The organism is Rugamonas sp. (assembly GCF_025354735.1).
Lineage (GTDB): Bacteria > Pseudomonadota > Gammaproteobacteria > Burkholderiales > Burkholderiaceae_D > Rugamonas.
Window position 1 is genome coordinate 1 of record NZ_JANXMI010000026.1, and the last position, 15,183, is coordinate 15,183.

Genomic DNA, 15,183 nt, shown 5'->3' on the forward strand with positions numbered 1-15,183 from the left:
TTCTCGACTACGTGCAGCGCCACGACCGGGTGTGGATCACGCGCCGCATCGACATCGCGGAGCACTGGCGTTCGACCCATCCCTATGTAGAATGAGGTATAGGCGCACGCTATACGCATGCGCCGATACCCGGCATCATCGACAAATTATGTATCGCGGCTAGCGACAATGTTAACCTGCACACTGGGATAAAGCCGAGGCAATAATGTCAGAACCGATACGTTTCTATTACCGTGGCGCGGTGCGGGAAGTGGCCGATGCGTCGCCCACGCAGACCGTGTTGCAGCACCTGCGCGAAGAGCTGCACCGCACCGGCACCAAGGAAGGCTGCGCCGAGGGCGACTGCGGCGCGTGCACGGTCGTCATCGGCAGCCTGAATCACGGCAAGCTCGAACTGAAGGCGGTCAACTCCTGCATCCAGCTCACGCCCACGCTCGACGGCAAGGCCCTGTTCTCGGTCGAAGACTTGCAGCAGGCCGACGGCGCGCTGCACCCGGTGCAGCAGGCCATGGTCGAATGCCACGGTTCCCAGTGCGGCTTTTGCACGCCCGGTTTCGTCATGTCCCTGTGGGGCATGTACCTGGACAAAGACGGCCAGCCCGCCCAGCGCCGGGAAATCGACGACTGCCTGTCCGGGAATCTGTGCCGCTGCACCGGCTACCGTCCCATCATCGAGGCCGCCCGCCGCATGACCGAACTGCCCAAGGTCGAATTCGACCGCGCGGCACTGAGCCTGCAACTACGGGCGATCGAGCGCGACACCGCTTCCACCTACTCCGCGCGCGGCCAGAACTTCCACGCGCCGCGCACCGTCGACGAACTGGTTCAGTTACGCGCGGCCCATCCGGCGGCGACGCTGCTGGCCGGTTCCACCGACGTCGGCCTGTGGGTCACAAAACAGATGCGCGAGCTTGGCGACATCATCTACCTGGGCCAGGTCGCCGCGCTGAAGACGATGGTCGAAGCCGACGGCAGACTGGAAATCGGCGCCGGCGTCACGCTCAACGACGCCTACGCCGCGCTGTGCCGGCACTACCCGCGGCAGCTGACCGACATGTGGCAGCGCTTCGCCTCCCTGCCGATCCGCAACGCCGGCACTTTGGGCGGCAACGTCGCCAACGGCTCGCCCATCGGCGACTCGATGCCGTGGCTGATCGCGCTCGGCGCCGACGTCGTGCTGCGCGGCGCGGGCGGGCAGCGCGTGCTGCCGCTGGAAGCGTTCTATCTCGGTTATCAGAACAAGGATATACGGGAGGGCGAGTTCGTCGAAGCCGTGCGCGTGCCGCTGCCGCGCGCGGACGTGCGGTTCCACACCTATAAACTGACCAAGCGCTTCGACCAGGATATCTCGGCGGTGTGCGCCGCCTTCGCGTTCACCTTCGATGGCGACACGATCGTGGAAGCCCGCATCGCCTTCGGCGGCATGGCCGCGACGCCGAAGCGCGCCGCGCAAGCGGAAGCGGCCTTGAACGGCAAGCCGTGGAGTGAAGCGAACCTGTCGTCCGCGATGGCGATGCTGGCGCTGGATTACGCGCCGCTGTCGGACATGCGCGCCTCCAGCGAGTACCGCATGACGGCGGCGCAGAACCTGCTGCGCCGCTACTGGTTTGAGACCCGCGCCGACGCGCCGCTGGCCAATGACGCCGTCAACGCCTTCGCCTGCCGCGCCTGAGGGGATGACCATGAACCATCCCGGTAACCCCGAGTTGAATAACGATTTGAGCGTGGAGCTGAGAGCGGCCGCGTGGGCCGCCGTCGGCAAACCGCGTCCGCACGAATCGGCGCGGCTGCACGTGCTGGGTCAGGCCACCTACACCGACGACATCCCCGAGCTGCAAGGCACGCTGCACGCCGCGCTGGGTCTTTCGTCGAAAGCGCACGCCAACGTCAGCGCCATGGACTTGACGGCGGTACGCGCGGCGCCCGGCGTGGTCGCCGTCTACACGGCGGCCGACATCGTCGGCACCAACGACTGCGGCCCTATCATCCACGACGATCCCATCTTCGCCGACGGCGTGGTGCTGTACGTCGGCCAGCCGATGTTCGTCGTCGTCGCCGACACGCACGACAACGCCCGCCGCGCCGCCCGCCGCGCCGTCGTCGACTACGAGGAGCTGCCGGCGATCCTGACGCCGCAAGCGGCCAAGGCCGCGCAATCGTATGTGCTGCCGCCGATGAAGCTCAAACGCGGCGATTTCCAGAGCGCGTTCGAGGCCGCGCCGAATGTGGTGAAGGGCCAGCTGTTCGTCGGCGGCCAGGAACAATTCTACCTCGAAGGCCAGATCGCCTACGCGATTCCGAAAGAGGACAACGCCATGCTGGTGCAATGCTCGACCCAGCACCCGAGCGAGATGCAGCACGTGGTCGCGCACGCGCTGGGCGTCCATTCGCACAAGATCCAGGTCGAATGCCGGCGCATGGGCGGCGGCTTCGGCGGCAAGGAATCGCAGTCCGCCTTGTGGGCGGCGGCGGCCGGCATCGCCGCTTCAAAGCTGCAGCGGCCGGTCAAGCTGCGCGCCGACCGCGACGACGACATGCTCGTCACCGGCAAGCGCCACTGCTTCTATTATGAGTACGAAGTCGGCTACGATGCCGACGGCAAAATCCTCGCCGCCAAAGTCGACATGACCTTGCGCGCCGGCTTCTCGGCCGACCTGTCCGGCCCCGTCGCCACGCGCGCGGTCTGCCACTTCGATAACACCTATTATTTGTCGGACGTGGAAATCGGCGCCGGCTGCGGCAAGACCAACACGCAATCGAACACCGCCTTCCGCGGCTTCGGCGGACCGCAGGGCGCCATCGCCATCGAATACATCATCGACGACATCGCGCGCAACCTGGGCCGCGACGCGCTCGATATCCGCCGCCTCAATTTCTACGGCCGCACCGAGCGTAACGTCACGCCATACGGCCAGGAGATCGTCGACAACGTCATCGCCGAACTGACGGCGGAGCTGGAGCGCAGCAGCGACTACCGCGCGCGCCGCGAGGCCGTCGCCGCGTTCAACGCCGCCAGTCCGGTGCTGAAAAAAGGCCTCGCCCTCACGCCGGTCAAATTCGGCATCGCCTTCAACGTCACGCACTTGAACCAGGCCGGCGCGCTGGTGCACGTGTATGTGGACGGCTCGGTGCTGGTCAACCACGGCGGCACGGAGATGGGGCAGGGCATCAACACCAAGGTGATCCAGGTGGTGGCGCATGAACTGGGTCTCGATGTCGATCACGTGCGCGTCACCGCGACCGACACCAGCAAGGTCGCCAACACCTCGGCCACCGCCGCGTCGACCGGCGCCGACTTGAACGGCAAGGCCGCTCAGGACGCGGCGCGCCAGATCCGCGACCGCCTGTCCGCCTACGCCGTGCGCCAGTATGGCGGCTCGGCGGAACAGGTGCGCTACTTCGACAACGCGGTCCACGTCAACGGCCACGTTGTGCCCTTCCCCGAGCTGGTGATGAAGGCCTATCTGGCGCGGGTGCAGCTGTGGTCCGACGGTTTTTACGCGACGCCGAACCTGCACTGGGACCCGAAGACGATGAACGGTCATCCGTTTTCCTACTACGCCTACGGCGCCGCCGTCTCCGAGGTCGTGGTCGACACGCTGACCGGCGAATGGAAGCTGCTGCGCGCCGACGCGCTGTACGACGCCGGCCGCTCGCTCAATCCGGCCATCGACATCGGCCAGGTCGAAGGCGCTTTCATACAGGGCATGGGCTGGCTGACCACCGAGCAGCTGTGGTGGAACGCGGCCGGCAAGCTGATGACGCACGCGCCGTCGACGTATAAAATCCCCGCCATCTCCGACTGTCCCGAAGACTTCCGTGTGCGCCTGTACGATAACGCCAACGTCGAGGACAGCATCCACCGCTCCAAGGCCGTCGGCGAACCGCCGCTGCTGCTGCCGTTCTCGGTGTTCTTCGCGATCCGCGACGCGGTGTCCAGCGTCGGCGGCCACAAGGTCAATCCGCCGCTGAACGCGCCCGCGACCAGCGAGGAAATCCTGCGCGCCATCACCGCCGTTGCCGCGGCGGCGCGTTGAGGACCGCGCGATGAAAGACTGGCTGACAGTCGCCGAATCATCCGAACCGTCCGTGCTGGTGACGGTGGCGATGGTGGAGGGTTCCGGCCCGCGCGAACCCGGCGCCAAGATGCTGGTCATGCGCGGCGTGCAGTTCGACACCATCGGCGGCGGCCATCTCGAAATGCAGGCCTGCGAGATCGCGCGCGCCATGCTCGGCGCCGACGGCCGCGCCACGCAATCGCAAGCGCGGGCGCAAACCCAGCTCCAGCGCTTCGCGCTCGGCCCCGGCCTCGGGCAGTGCTGCGGCGGCGTGGTCTATCTCGTGTTTGAATACGTCGACGCTCATCTGCTGGCCGTGTTGGACAGCCTGCGCCAGCGCCGCCAGCAGGACAGCTGGCGCTTGTCGGCCATCGATGGCCCCAGCATGACGGCGCTGTCCGATGCCGACGGCCGCACCCTGAGCGGCGCCGCCATCGACACGCCGGACTATCAAGCGGACCGCCGCACCCGCGTGATCCGCGATCCGCAGGGCCGGCGCTGGCTGCTCGATCCCTGTCTGGCGCCGCGCGCGCACCTGCTGCTGTTCGGCGCCGGCCATGTCGGCGCCGCCATCGTGCGGGCGCTGGCCGGGCTGCCATGCACGGTCACGTGGATCGATGAGCGCGACGCCATGTTCCCGTCGCCGATACCGGACAACGTCACCGTCGAAGCGTCGGACACGCCGGAGGCGCTGGTCGACGCGGCGCGGCCCGGCAGCAGCTACCTCGTGATGACGCACAGCCACGCGCTCGACCAGCGCCTCAGCGAGGCTATACTGGCGCGTGACCGGGTCGGCTGGTTCGGCCTGATCGGATCGAAGACCAAGCGCGCGCAGTTCGAGCATCGCCTGCACGCGCGCGGCTTGCCGGCCGAGCGCATCGCCGCCATGGTGTGCCCGGTCGGCGTGGCCGGCATCAGCGGCAAGCAGCCGGCCGTGATCGCGGCCGCCGTCTGCGCCCAGCTGCTGATGGTGTGGGAGGCGCAGCAGGCGGCGGCCGCGTCGCCGCTGCGGTTGGTGGCGTCGGCGTCGGCGTAGGTATCAGCGTAGGCATCAGCTTCACACCAGTTCCAGTTCCAGTTACAGCAACCGAAAGCCTTACATGTCCACCGCTTCCCTGCAAGCCTATCGTGCCAGCTTGCTGCACTTTCACGCCGATCCCGCCTTCGACGCCCACGCGCACGACTGGCATGAAGACGGCTTGCTGATCGTCGCCGACGGCAAGGTGCGGGCCGCCGGCGACTACGCCACGCTGCACGCGACGCTGCCGGCCGGGACCCCGCTGCACGACTACGGCGGCCATATCATCACGCCCGGCTTCATCGATACCCACGTCCACTATCCGCAGTCGGACATGATCGCCTCGCCGGCGCCCGGCCTGCTGCCCTGGCTGGAGCGCTATACCTTCCCGACCGAACGCCAGTTCGACGATCCCGAACACGCCGGCGCGGTGGCCGAATTCTTCCTCGACGAGCTGCTACGCTGCGGCACCACCACGGCCATGGTCTACTGCACCGTGCATGCGGAATCGGTGGACGCCTTTTTCGCCGCCAGCGAAAAGCGCGACCTGCGCATGGTGGCCGGCAAGGTCATGATGGACCGGAACTGCCCCGACTTTTTACGCGACACCGCCGAATCGAGCGCGCGCGACACCGAAGCCCTGATCCAGCGCTGGCACCATCGCGGCCGCGCGCTGTACGCGATCACGCCGCGCTTCGCGCCGACGTCGACCGAAGAACAGTTGCAGCTGGCCGGCGAACTGGCGCGCGCCTATCCGGACACCTTCCTGCAAACCCACGTCTCCGAGAACGAGGACGAATGCCGCTGGGTGAAATCGCTGTTTCCCAACTCGCGCAGCTACATCGACGTCTACGACAGCTACGGCATGCTGCGCCCGCGCGCCATGTACGGCCACTGCATCTGGCTCGATGAGCGCGACCGCCGGCGCATGGCCGAAACCCGGTCGGCGGCGGCGGTCTGCCCGACCTCCAACCTGTTCCTCGGCAGCGGCCTGTTCGACTTCGAGCGCGCCGACGACGCCGGCATGCTGCTGTCGCTGGCCACCGACGTCGGCGGCGGCACCTCGTTTTCGATGTTGCAAACGATGAATGAAGCCTATAAAGTAGCGCGACTGAAAGGCAGTTACCTGCCGGCCCTGCGCATGTTTTATATGGCGACGCTGGGCGCGGCGCGCGCCATGCAGCTCGAAGGGACCATCGGCAGTTTCGCCGCCGGCGCCGAAGCCGATTTCATCGTGCTCGATCCGCAGGCCACGCCGCTGCTGGCGCGGCGCACGGCGCGCCGCGAAAGTCTCGAAGAGCTGCTGTTCGCGCTGGCGCTGCTGGGCGACGACCGCGCGGTGGCGGCCACCTATTCAGCGGGCCGGCGCGTGCATCTGCGCGAAAGCTGACCGACCACCGACGTTCAACCAACAACGAGAACACTCCATGCAAAAGAAAATCGCGACCCTGATGGTGGGCCTGGCCCTGGCGGGCGGCCTTGCGCACGCGGCCAGCAACGAGGACGCGACCCAGCGTTATTTCGCCGGCCTGCTGGCGGGCGCGGAACCGAAACGCGCCGAGCTGACGCTGTTCATGACCATGATGCCCAAGGGCGGCGACCTGCACCACCACTATTCGGGCGCGCTGTACGCCGAGCAGTATCTGGAATGGGTCGACAAGCAGAATTACTGCGTCGACAAGGCCTCTTACCAGATCGTGCACCACGTTCCGTCCGGCAGTTGCCTGTCCGGCGCCGCCGTCATGCTCGACAACACCACCCTGACCGCGCTGCTGCAACGCTGGTCTGACAAGGATTTTCATAACCACGGCGCGCTGCAATCGCCGCCGGACCGCCAGTTCTTCGATACCTTCGCCTATTTCAACGACGTCGCGGCGACCAACGCGCACGACGGCCTGGCGCGCCTGAAGCAGCGCGCCATCCAGGAAAACCTCGGTTATATCGAAACCATCTACCAGCTGTCGCCGATGCAGCCCGACGACGGCTTCGACCAGCAAGCCCGCGCCGGCCTGAGCGACGCGGCCATGGAAGCCTTCATGGCCAAGCTGGACCAGGACGCCGGCTTTAAACAGGGCATCGCCAGCTACATCGGCGACCTGAAGGCGGCAAGCGCCGGCATCGACGACGCCCAGTTCAGCATGCGCTACCAGGGCTTCGTGCTGCGCTTCCTGTCGCCGTCGCTGGTGTTTTCGTCCATGGTGTCGAGCTTCGAGATGGCCATGCAAAGCCCGCAGATCGTCGGCGTCAACATCGTCGGCCAGGAAAGCGTGGCCGTGTCGATGCAGGATTACGCGATGCAGATGCGCATGTTCAAATTCCTCAAGACCAAATATCCGCAGGTGAACCTGGCGCTGCACGCGGGCGAACTGGCGCTGGGCACGGTGCCGCCGGAAGGCCTGACCTTCCACATCCGCGACGCCATCGATGTCGCCGGCGCCAAGCGCATCGGCCACGGCATCGACATCGCGCACGAAACGGGCGCGCTGGCCATCATGAAGGAAATGCGCGACAAGGACATCGCCGTTGAAATCAATTTGACCAGCAATGCCTTCATCCTCGGCATCGAAGGCCAGAACCATCCGGTGACCCTGTACCGAAAATACGGCGTGCCCTTCGTCATCGCCACCGACGACGCCGGCGTGTCGCGCAATAATCTGTCCGAGGAGTATGTGCTGTTCGCCAGCCGCTACAAGCCCGATTATGCGGAAGTCAAGAAACTGTCATACAACAGTGTTAAATATTCCTTCCTGTCGAAAGATGACAAACAGCGCATGTTGAAGTCTTTGGATGTCAAATTCGCCACGTTCGAGGCGGAAATCGCCAAATCGAACGTTGTAACATTGAAACACTGAGCCCCGAAAAAGTAGTCGAACTCACCGGCGGCGCAATGCTGCCGGTTTTGCAATATTTCTCAGATCCATCTTCTTGGATCGTGCTCAATTCCATGGTTTTTTGATATTTGTGTGGCCTGCAAGCGACACCTTGCGCGCGACAAATCGCGCTTTTCAGGGAATTTCCATGAAAGGGATTCATGTGCCGTGACGGGATTTTATAATTCCGCCCGACCCTTCCCCTATGAGGCGACGCCCATCGGGCTGCGATATGCGATCCGCCGGCGGATTTATATCCGATTCGTATAAATCTCTAAGGGAAATTGAATTTGTATTTGGGCATGACATTAATGCATAGTCAAAAGCAAAGCAATAAATGCAATACCGTCATATTTTCGTACCGCGATGAAACGATGTTTCAGTCTGGCATGGTCATTAAACTGTCATATTAGTGTCATGGTGTTGAAATAAACAACCTTTACACTTCCCCGCTGCGTCGGGAACGCTGGTCCCCATTAATAGCATTACGCGAGTGCCAACTCGCCCAACGAATTCACAATAACACTCTAGGGAGTATTGAATGCAAGCTGTTCTGAAACAACATCCAAAGCTGCGCCTGAGCATGATCGCTCTGGCCTGCCAGATGGCCTGCCTGGGCCTGCCGGCCATGGCGGCCGACGTGGCCGCCGCCGCCGACGCGCAAGTCGCCGCGTCCGCCGCCGACACCACGCCAGCGGCGCCAGCCAAGGAAGTCGTCACCATCACCGGCAAAAAAGTCGGTATGGGCTTGATGGTGCAAGAAGAAGTGCCTAAGGCACGCAGCACCGTGACCGCCGAAGAGCTGGCCAAGCAGCGTCCGACCGGCAACATCTACGACGCGCTCGCCCTGATGCCTGCGGTCAACAGCTACAGCTACGACGGCACCGGCCTGTTCGGTGGCGGCCTGACCCTGCGCGGTTTCAACAGCGACCAGATCGGCGTCACCATCAACGGCGTGCCCGTCAACGACTCGGGCAGCTTCTCGGTCTTCCCACAGGAATTCGTCGATGAAGAAAACACCTGCCAGGAATACGTGACCCAGGGTTCGACCGACGTCGACTCCCCGCAAGTGGGCGCGACCGGCGGCAACATCGGCATCACCACCTGCGATCCGGAAGACAAGCAGCGCTTCCGCATCATGCAAACCGGCGGCCAGCTCGACATGTGGAAGTCCTATCTGCGCGTCGACACCGGCAAGTTCTGGGACGGCAAAGCGAAGATGTTCGTCTCGCTGTCGCACGCGGAAACCGACAAGTGGAAAGGCGTAGGCAAGGCCAAGCGCGACCACATGGACATCGGTTTCAACTACGACTGGGACCGTTTCAACTACATCCACGGCACCTTCCTGTACAACCACGCCGTCAACAACAACATCAGCACCTTCAATCTGTCGGATCTGAACAAGCACGGTTACTACTACGATTACGCGACCACCTTCACCGGCCGCGCGCCGGCGAGCCCCGGCACGGCCGGCAACGACGTGCTGCCCGCCAACGCCGATTCCTACTACAAGCTGGCGCTGAACCCGTTCGAGAACGTGGTCGCTTCGGCCACCGCCAAGTTCCGCCTGAACGACACCACCGACATCAAGATCACGCCTTACTACTGGTACGGCTACGGCACCGGCGGCGTGGAAGAAAAGCTGATGTCGGAATCGGGCTTCCTCAATCCGGCCACCGGCAAGCTGACGGCGGGCGTCGACTTGAACGGCGACGGCGACACCAAGGACAAAGTCCTGATCTACAACGGCAGCGTCACCCGCACCCAGCGTCCGGGCGTGACCACCTCGGTCATCGAAACCCTGGGCGACCATCAAATCCTGGCCGGCGTGTGGTACGAACGCGCCCATCACCGCCAGACCGGTCCGATGGAGCTGATCGACGCATCGGGCAATCCGGCCGACGCCTGGCTGCATGACAATCCCATCCTGCGTCCGGACGGCACGCCGTACGAGTCGCGCGACTGGCTGACCATCAGCACCGCCTACCAGGTCTTCCTGCAAGACACCATCTCGCTGTTGGGCGACAAGCTGCTGGTCAACATCGGCGTGCGCAATCCGCACGTCAAGCGCGACTTCACCAACTACGCCAACGAAGGTTTCGCTTCGGGTACGACCTACAACATCACCAAGGAATACTCGGACACGCTGCCGCAGCTGGGCGCCCGTTACCGCATCACCAACGACGACCAGATCTTCGCCAGCCTGGCCAAGAACTTCAAGGCGCCGCCTAACTTCGTCTACGCCACCACCGGCAACAACGTCGTCATCAACGCCGCCGGCCAGCCGGTTCTGGCCAGCGCCGTGCGCCCTGAAACCTCGTGGGATCTGGACGTCGGCTACCGTCACCAGACCCAGGCGATCACGACGTCGGCGACCATGTTCTACACGAACTTCAAGAACCGCCAGGCCACCGCGATCGACCCGAACACCTTGACCAGCACGCTGACCAACGTCGGCAACGTCAAGAACAAGGGCTTCGAGCTGGAACTGGGCAACACGCCAGTGAACGGTTTCTCCGTCTACGCTTCGGTTGGTTACCTGAACACCAAGGTCGGCAGCAATCTGGTCGGCGGTCTCGATCCAGTGACCAAGGCCCTGGTCTATCTGCCGACGGCCGGCAACGAATATCCGCTGTCGCCTAAATGGAAAACCGGTCTGAGCGCTTCCTACGAGACCGACGCGTGGTATGTCCGCCTCAAAGGCAAGTACACCGACCATCAGCAAGCGACGCTGGCGAACGATGAAGAAGTGCCGGGCTACACCCTGTTCGATCTGGACGCCGGCTATCAGTTCCCAAGCTGGGGCGCCTTCAAGACCCCGAAGCTGACGCTGAACGTGTCGAACCTGACCAACAAGCAGTACCGCAACCCGACCAGCCAGGCCACGAACGCCGTCGCCTACGGCGTCATCAAGGCCGCCAACGTGTTCTACAACCTCGGTGCGCCGCGCTTCGCGTCGGCCACCCTGCGCGTCGACTTCTAAGTCCGGCTGCGGCTGCGCGGTGGCTGACATCGGCGCCGCGCAGCCGCAAATCCAGACGGGATGTCCGCACACAGAACAGGCCTTCGGGCCTGTTTTTTTATCTATAATGTTGGCCAGCCTTGAGCGCCTCGCATCGCCCTGAAACACGGCGGGACGTTCAAGACTGGCACCGCCATCCGGCGCGGCGCCCGAACCCGGAGTTGAGCATCTGATGATATTTTCACTGACCCGGCGCGCCGCCGTCCTCGCCGCCACGTTCGCGCTGGCCTCCTGCGCCAGCTGGCAGCACAGCGGCGTGACCGACATCCACCTGGTCGCGCTCAACGACTTCCACGGCAATCTGGAAGCGAGCAAATTCAAATATACCCCGGCCGGCCAGACGGAGGAACTCAGCGTGACGGCCGGCGGCATCGACACGCTGGGCGCCGCATTGCAGGCCTGGCGCAAGGAGGACGATCAGCTGCTGGTGGTCGGCGCCGGCGATCTCGTGGGCGGTAGTCCGGCCATGTCGTCGATGTGGGCCGACGAGCCGACCATAGGCGCCATGAACCGCCTCGGCCTGCGCGTCAGCGCCGTCGGCAACCACGAATTCGACGGCGGCCGCGCCGAATTGATGCGCCAGCAAAAAGGCGGTTGCGCGTCGCCGCGGCCGGAAAAAGCCTGCAAGCTGGAACCGACCTTCGGCGGCGCGCAGTTCAGCTACCTGGCCGCCAATGTGTTCGACATGGTCACCAACCAACCCTTCCTGCCGGCCTACAGCATCGAGGAAGTCCACGGCATCAAGGTCGGCTTCATCGGCGCGGTGCTGAAAGACACGGCCGACATGTCGCTCGCCTCCGGCATCGCCGGCCTGCGTTTCGCCGACGAAGCCGATTCCATCAACCGTGTGCTGCCGGAGCTGCACCGGCAGGGCGTGGACGTGTTCGTGGTGCTGATCCACCAGGGCGGCCGCACCGTCGACCAGTTCGACCAGCCCGACTGCGCGCACCTGACCGGCGACATCGTCGACATCGTCAAGCGGCTCGACCCGGCCATCCGCCTCGTCATCAGCGGCCACTCGCACAAAGGCTATCTGTGCAAGGTCGACGGCCGCGTCGTCACGCAGTCCGAGAAGGAAGGCCACCTGCTGGGCCGCATCACGGTCAGCGTCGACAACGCGACCCACGCGGTGCGCGACATCAGCGCGCGCAATGTGGTCATGGTGCCGGGCGTGTACGCGCCGGCGCCGGAGCTCGACGCCTATCTGGCGTCGGTGCGCGCGCGCAGCGACGCCGTGCTGACGCGGCCGATCGCGCATCTGGCGGTGAACAAGGTGGAACGCGGCAAGGACTTGCCGATCGAATCGGCGCTCGGCGAGCTGGTGGCCGACGGCATGCTGAGGGCGGGCCGGCCGTTCGGCGCGCAGATCGCGTTCCAGAACCGTGGCGGCGTGCGCGGCGACCTGGAAGTGAACGCCGACCGCACCGCCACCATCGGCCAGCTGCAAAAGGTGCTGCCGTTCGCGAACACGCTGGTGGTGATGAATTTGACCGGCGCGCAAATCCGCGCGCTGCTGGAACAGCAGTGGCTGGATGGCCGCGGCGAAACGCGCGGCCTGCTGCAAGTGTCCAACGGCTTCCGTTACGCCTGGGACGACAGCCGCCCCGAAGGCCAGAAGGTGCTGCCCGACAGCGTGACGCTGAACGGCGCGCCGCTGGTGGACGACAGCAGCTACCGCGTCGCCACCAATAACTTCCTGGCCGAGGGCGGCGACTACTTCCCCGTCTTCAAGCAGGGCGGCAACCGCGCCCGCACCGACCTGCGCGACATCGACATGCTGTCGGCCTATCTGCTGGCGTGCGAGCAGGCCGGCAAGCCGGCCGGCGCCGCCGCCCCGGCCGGCCGCATCACGCGCGTCGACCAGGCCCACGCCGATCAACCATAAGGACTGCATGCGAAAACTACTTTTATGCGCGCTGCTGGGTGCGGCCAATTTCGCCCGCGCCGAGTTCTCGACACCCGGCTTTGAACTGGTGCAGACCGCGCCGCTGGAAACGAGCTTGTCGAACAGCGACCTGCGCGACCCGGCCACGGTCTGGTGCGAACTGTTCGACGGCGCCCGCAGCCAGATCGTGCTGGGCGAGTTCTACGTGGTCGGCCACGCCCGCAGCAGCTTCGACCAGGTGATGGCGCATTTGACGGCGGCCGGACGGCGCGGCGTCAAGATCCGCTTCCTGCTGGACCAGTCGGGCGTGAAGATTTCGGACGCCGCCACCATCGCGCAACTGCGCGCGATCCCGAATTTGGAACTGCGCGTCATCAACGTCGGCGGCATGACCGGCAACGGCATCCTGCACGCCAAGTACATGGTGATCGACGGCCGCACCGCCTACGTCGGCAGCCAGAATTTCGACTGGCGCTCGCTGAGCCACATCCACGAAACGGGCTTGCGCATCGGCGACGCGAAAATCGCCGGCCAGGTGCAGGCCGTGTTCGACCAGGACTGGCGCGCCCAGGCGCTGATGGCGCAGGGACTGACCGTGCCGGCGCTGAACCAGTCCACCGTCGGCGCCGACTACGCGCAGGACGCGTTTTTGCTGACCAGCCCGAACGCCTACAATCCGGCCGGCGTCGGCGATTCCGAGAGCGGCCTGCCGGCGCTGCTGGCCGCCGCCCGGAGCGAAGTGCGGGTGCAGCTGCTCGACTACGCGCCGCTCAGCTACGGCCCGAACGGCACGCGGCCCTACTACGCCGTCATCGACAACACGCTGCGGGCCGCCGCCGCGCGCGGCGTGAAGATCAAGCTGATGGTCTCGAACTGGAACGTGGAAGCGCCGGCGCTGGCCTACCTGAAAAGCCTGGCCGTGCTGCCGAACGTGGAAATCCGCGTCGTCACGCTGCCCACCATGTCGACCGGCTTCATACCGTTCGCGCGCGTCATCCACAGCAAGACCATGAGCATCGACGGCAAGGTCGCGTGGGTCGGCACCAGCAACTGGAGCGGCGGCTATATGGACAAGTCGCGCAACCTGGAAGTGGTGATGCGCAGCGAGAAAATGGCGCAGCGCGTCGCCGCCCTGCATCAGCAGACCTGGGACTCGCCGTACGCGCAGCCGCTCGACATCAACAAGAACTATCCCCAACCCGCCAAGGCCAAACCGGAATGAAAAAACTCGCATGCATCGTCGCGCTCAGCGGCGCCTTCGTCTCCCTCAACGCGGCCGCGTGGGGCAATGACGGCCACCGCGCCGTCGGCGCCATCGCCGACCTGCTTATCAAAGGCAGCAACGCGCAGAAGCAGGTCGCGGCCTTGCTGCTGCCGGGCGAGAGCCTGGAAAGCATCGCCAACTGGGCCGACTGCGTCAAGGGCACGTACTGCGGCCCGCAAACGCAGGAGATGAAAGACTACGTCGCCGCCAATCCCAAACATGGCGAATACCACTACACGGACGTGCCGTACCAGGACGCGCATTATCATGACGGCGAAGTCGGCACCGCCACCGACGACGTGGTGCAGACGCTGAAGCAGGCCATCGCCGTGCTGGAGGACAAGGGCGACGACGTCTCCAATCCGCATCACTTCACCAAGCGCCAGGCCTTGCTGCTGCTGGTCCACCTGACCGGCGACATCCACCAGCCGCTGCACGTCGGCGCGGCCTACGTCGGCAAGGACGGCGGCTTCTTGCTGCCGGACCGCCAGGGCCAGATCGACTCCGTGACCATGTTCGATACGCGCGGCGGCAACGACCTGCTGCTCGATGACGCGAAGCTGAACACCGCCGCCGCCCCGCTGATTCCGCCGCCGCCGCCGGCGCCAGCCGATGAAAGCAAGCCAGCATCCACCTACGTTCCCGCGAAATCGGCCACCAAGCCATTCCACTCTTACTGGGACACGACGGTGGTCGATTACGCCTTCCGCCGCACCGGCGTGCGCACGCCGGAGCAGTTCGCGCAGGCGGTCATCGCCAGCAAGCCTGAGGTGGCGATGAACATCGGTGATCCGATCGGCTGGCCCTACCAGTGGGCCGACGACGCGCTGGTCGTCTCCAAGCTGGCCTTCGATGGCGTGACGGTGGGGCAGGTCTCCAAGCAGATTGGCCGCAATGGCGAGAGCTACAACCTGTGGGCGCTGGCGATTCCGGACAATTATCCGGTGCCCAGTTCGGCCGCCGCGAAGACGCAGCTCATCAAGGGCGGCTACCATCTGGCCGAGCTGCTGCAAACCATCTGGAAGTAAAAAAACGCGCGTCCCGCTGCGGGAAGCGCGCGCTAGTC

Annotated in this window: 9 protein-coding genes; all 9 read left to right on the forward strand. The window is 64.9% G+C overall.

Annotated features, from left to right (window positions below):
* Nucleotides 1-205: 205 nt before the first annotated feature.
* The 9 genes from xdhA (at nucleotide 206) to Q0S71_RS02280 (ending at nucleotide 15,145) form a co-directional block, all read left to right on the forward strand.
* Nucleotides 206-1,672 carry a xanthine dehydrogenase small subunit gene (gene xdhA, locus Q0S71_RS02240; RefSeq protein ID WP_295990697.1) on the forward strand — a complete coding sequence of 489 codons (1,467 nt, stop codon included), beginning with the start codon at nucleotides 206-208 and terminating at the stop codon, nucleotides 1,670-1,672.
* A 10-nt stretch (nucleotides 1,673-1,682) separates the two neighbouring features.
* On the forward strand, nucleotides 1,683-4,037 hold the full coding sequence (xdhB, locus tag Q0S71_RS02245; RefSeq protein ID WP_295990699.1) for a xanthine dehydrogenase molybdopterin binding subunit: 2,355 nt from the start codon (nucleotides 1,683-1,685) through the stop codon (nucleotides 4,035-4,037).
* Nucleotides 4,038-4,047: 10 nt separating this feature from the next.
* Nucleotides 4,048-5,094 carry a xanthine dehydrogenase accessory protein XdhC gene (gene xdhC, locus Q0S71_RS02250; RefSeq protein WP_295990701.1) on the forward strand — a complete coding sequence of 349 codons (1,047 nt, stop codon included), beginning with the start codon at nucleotides 4,048-4,050 and terminating at the stop codon, nucleotides 5,092-5,094.
* A gap of 64 nt (nucleotides 5,095-5,158) precedes the next feature.
* Entirely contained in the window at nucleotides 5,159-6,466 is a 1,308-nt protein-coding gene (gene guaD / locus Q0S71_RS02255; protein ID WP_295990704.1) for a guanine deaminase, read from the forward strand.
* Nucleotides 6,467-6,503: 37 nt separating this feature from the next.
* Nucleotides 6,504-7,928 carry an adenosine deaminase gene (locus Q0S71_RS02260; RefSeq protein ID WP_295990706.1) on the forward strand — a complete coding sequence of 475 codons (1,425 nt, stop codon included), beginning with the start codon at nucleotides 6,504-6,506 and terminating at the stop codon, nucleotides 7,926-7,928.
* A 559-nt stretch (nucleotides 7,929-8,487) separates the two neighbouring features.
* On the forward strand, nucleotides 8,488-10,929 hold the full coding sequence (locus tag Q0S71_RS02265; RefSeq protein WP_295990710.1) for a TonB-dependent receptor: 2,442 nt from the start codon (nucleotides 8,488-8,490) through the stop codon (nucleotides 10,927-10,929).
* 211 nt (nucleotides 10,930-11,140) lie between these two features.
* Nucleotides 11,141-12,853 carry a bifunctional metallophosphatase/5'-nucleotidase gene (locus Q0S71_RS02270; RefSeq protein WP_295990717.1) on the forward strand — a complete coding sequence of 571 codons (1,713 nt, stop codon included), beginning with the start codon at nucleotides 11,141-11,143 and terminating at the stop codon, nucleotides 12,851-12,853.
* Nucleotides 12,854-12,860: 7 nt separating this feature from the next.
* Nucleotides 12,861-14,075 carry a phospholipase D-like domain-containing protein gene (locus Q0S71_RS02275; protein WP_295990720.1) on the forward strand — a complete coding sequence of 405 codons (1,215 nt, stop codon included), beginning with the start codon at nucleotides 12,861-12,863 and terminating at the stop codon, nucleotides 14,073-14,075.
* Nucleotides 14,072-15,145, forward strand: a complete 1,074-nt coding sequence (locus Q0S71_RS02280; RefSeq protein WP_295990723.1) for a S1/P1 nuclease — start codon at nucleotides 14,072-14,074, stop codon at nucleotides 15,143-15,145. The genes Q0S71_RS02275 and Q0S71_RS02280 overlap by 4 nt, the downstream gene beginning before the upstream one ends.
* The last annotated feature ends 38 nt before the right edge of the window (nucleotides 15,146-15,183 follow it).

What these genes read in the sequence shown, in the direction of transcription:
- Q0S71_RS02280 (WP_295990723.1), top strand. Translation starts at nt 14,072, where the DNA reads ATGAAAAAACTCGCATGCATCGTCGCGCTCAGCGGCGCCTTCGTCTCC.
- xdhA (WP_295990697.1), top strand. Translation starts at nt 206, where the DNA reads ATGTCAGAACCGATACGTTTCTATTACCGTGGCGCGGTGCGGGAAGTG.
- Q0S71_RS02275 (WP_295990720.1), top strand. Translation starts at nt 12,861, where the DNA reads ATGCGAAAACTACTTTTATGCGCGCTGCTGGGTGCGGCCAATTTCGCC.
- guaD (WP_295990704.1), top strand. Translation starts at nt 5,159, where the DNA reads ATGTCCACCGCTTCCCTGCAAGCCTATCGTGCCAGCTTGCTGCACTTT.
- xdhB (WP_295990699.1), top strand. Translation starts at nt 1,683, where the DNA reads ATGAACCATCCCGGTAACCCCGAGTTGAATAACGATTTGAGCGTGGAG.
- Q0S71_RS02260 (WP_295990706.1), top strand. Translation starts at nt 6,504, where the DNA reads ATGCAAAAGAAAATCGCGACCCTGATGGTGGGCCTGGCCCTGGCGGGC.
- Q0S71_RS02270 (WP_295990717.1), top strand. Translation starts at nt 11,141, where the DNA reads ATGATATTTTCACTGACCCGGCGCGCCGCCGTCCTCGCCGCCACGTTC.
- Q0S71_RS02265 (WP_295990710.1), top strand. Translation starts at nt 8,488, where the DNA reads ATGCAAGCTGTTCTGAAACAACATCCAAAGCTGCGCCTGAGCATGATC.
- xdhC (WP_295990701.1), top strand. Translation starts at nt 4,048, where the DNA reads ATGAAAGACTGGCTGACAGTCGCCGAATCATCCGAACCGTCCGTGCTG.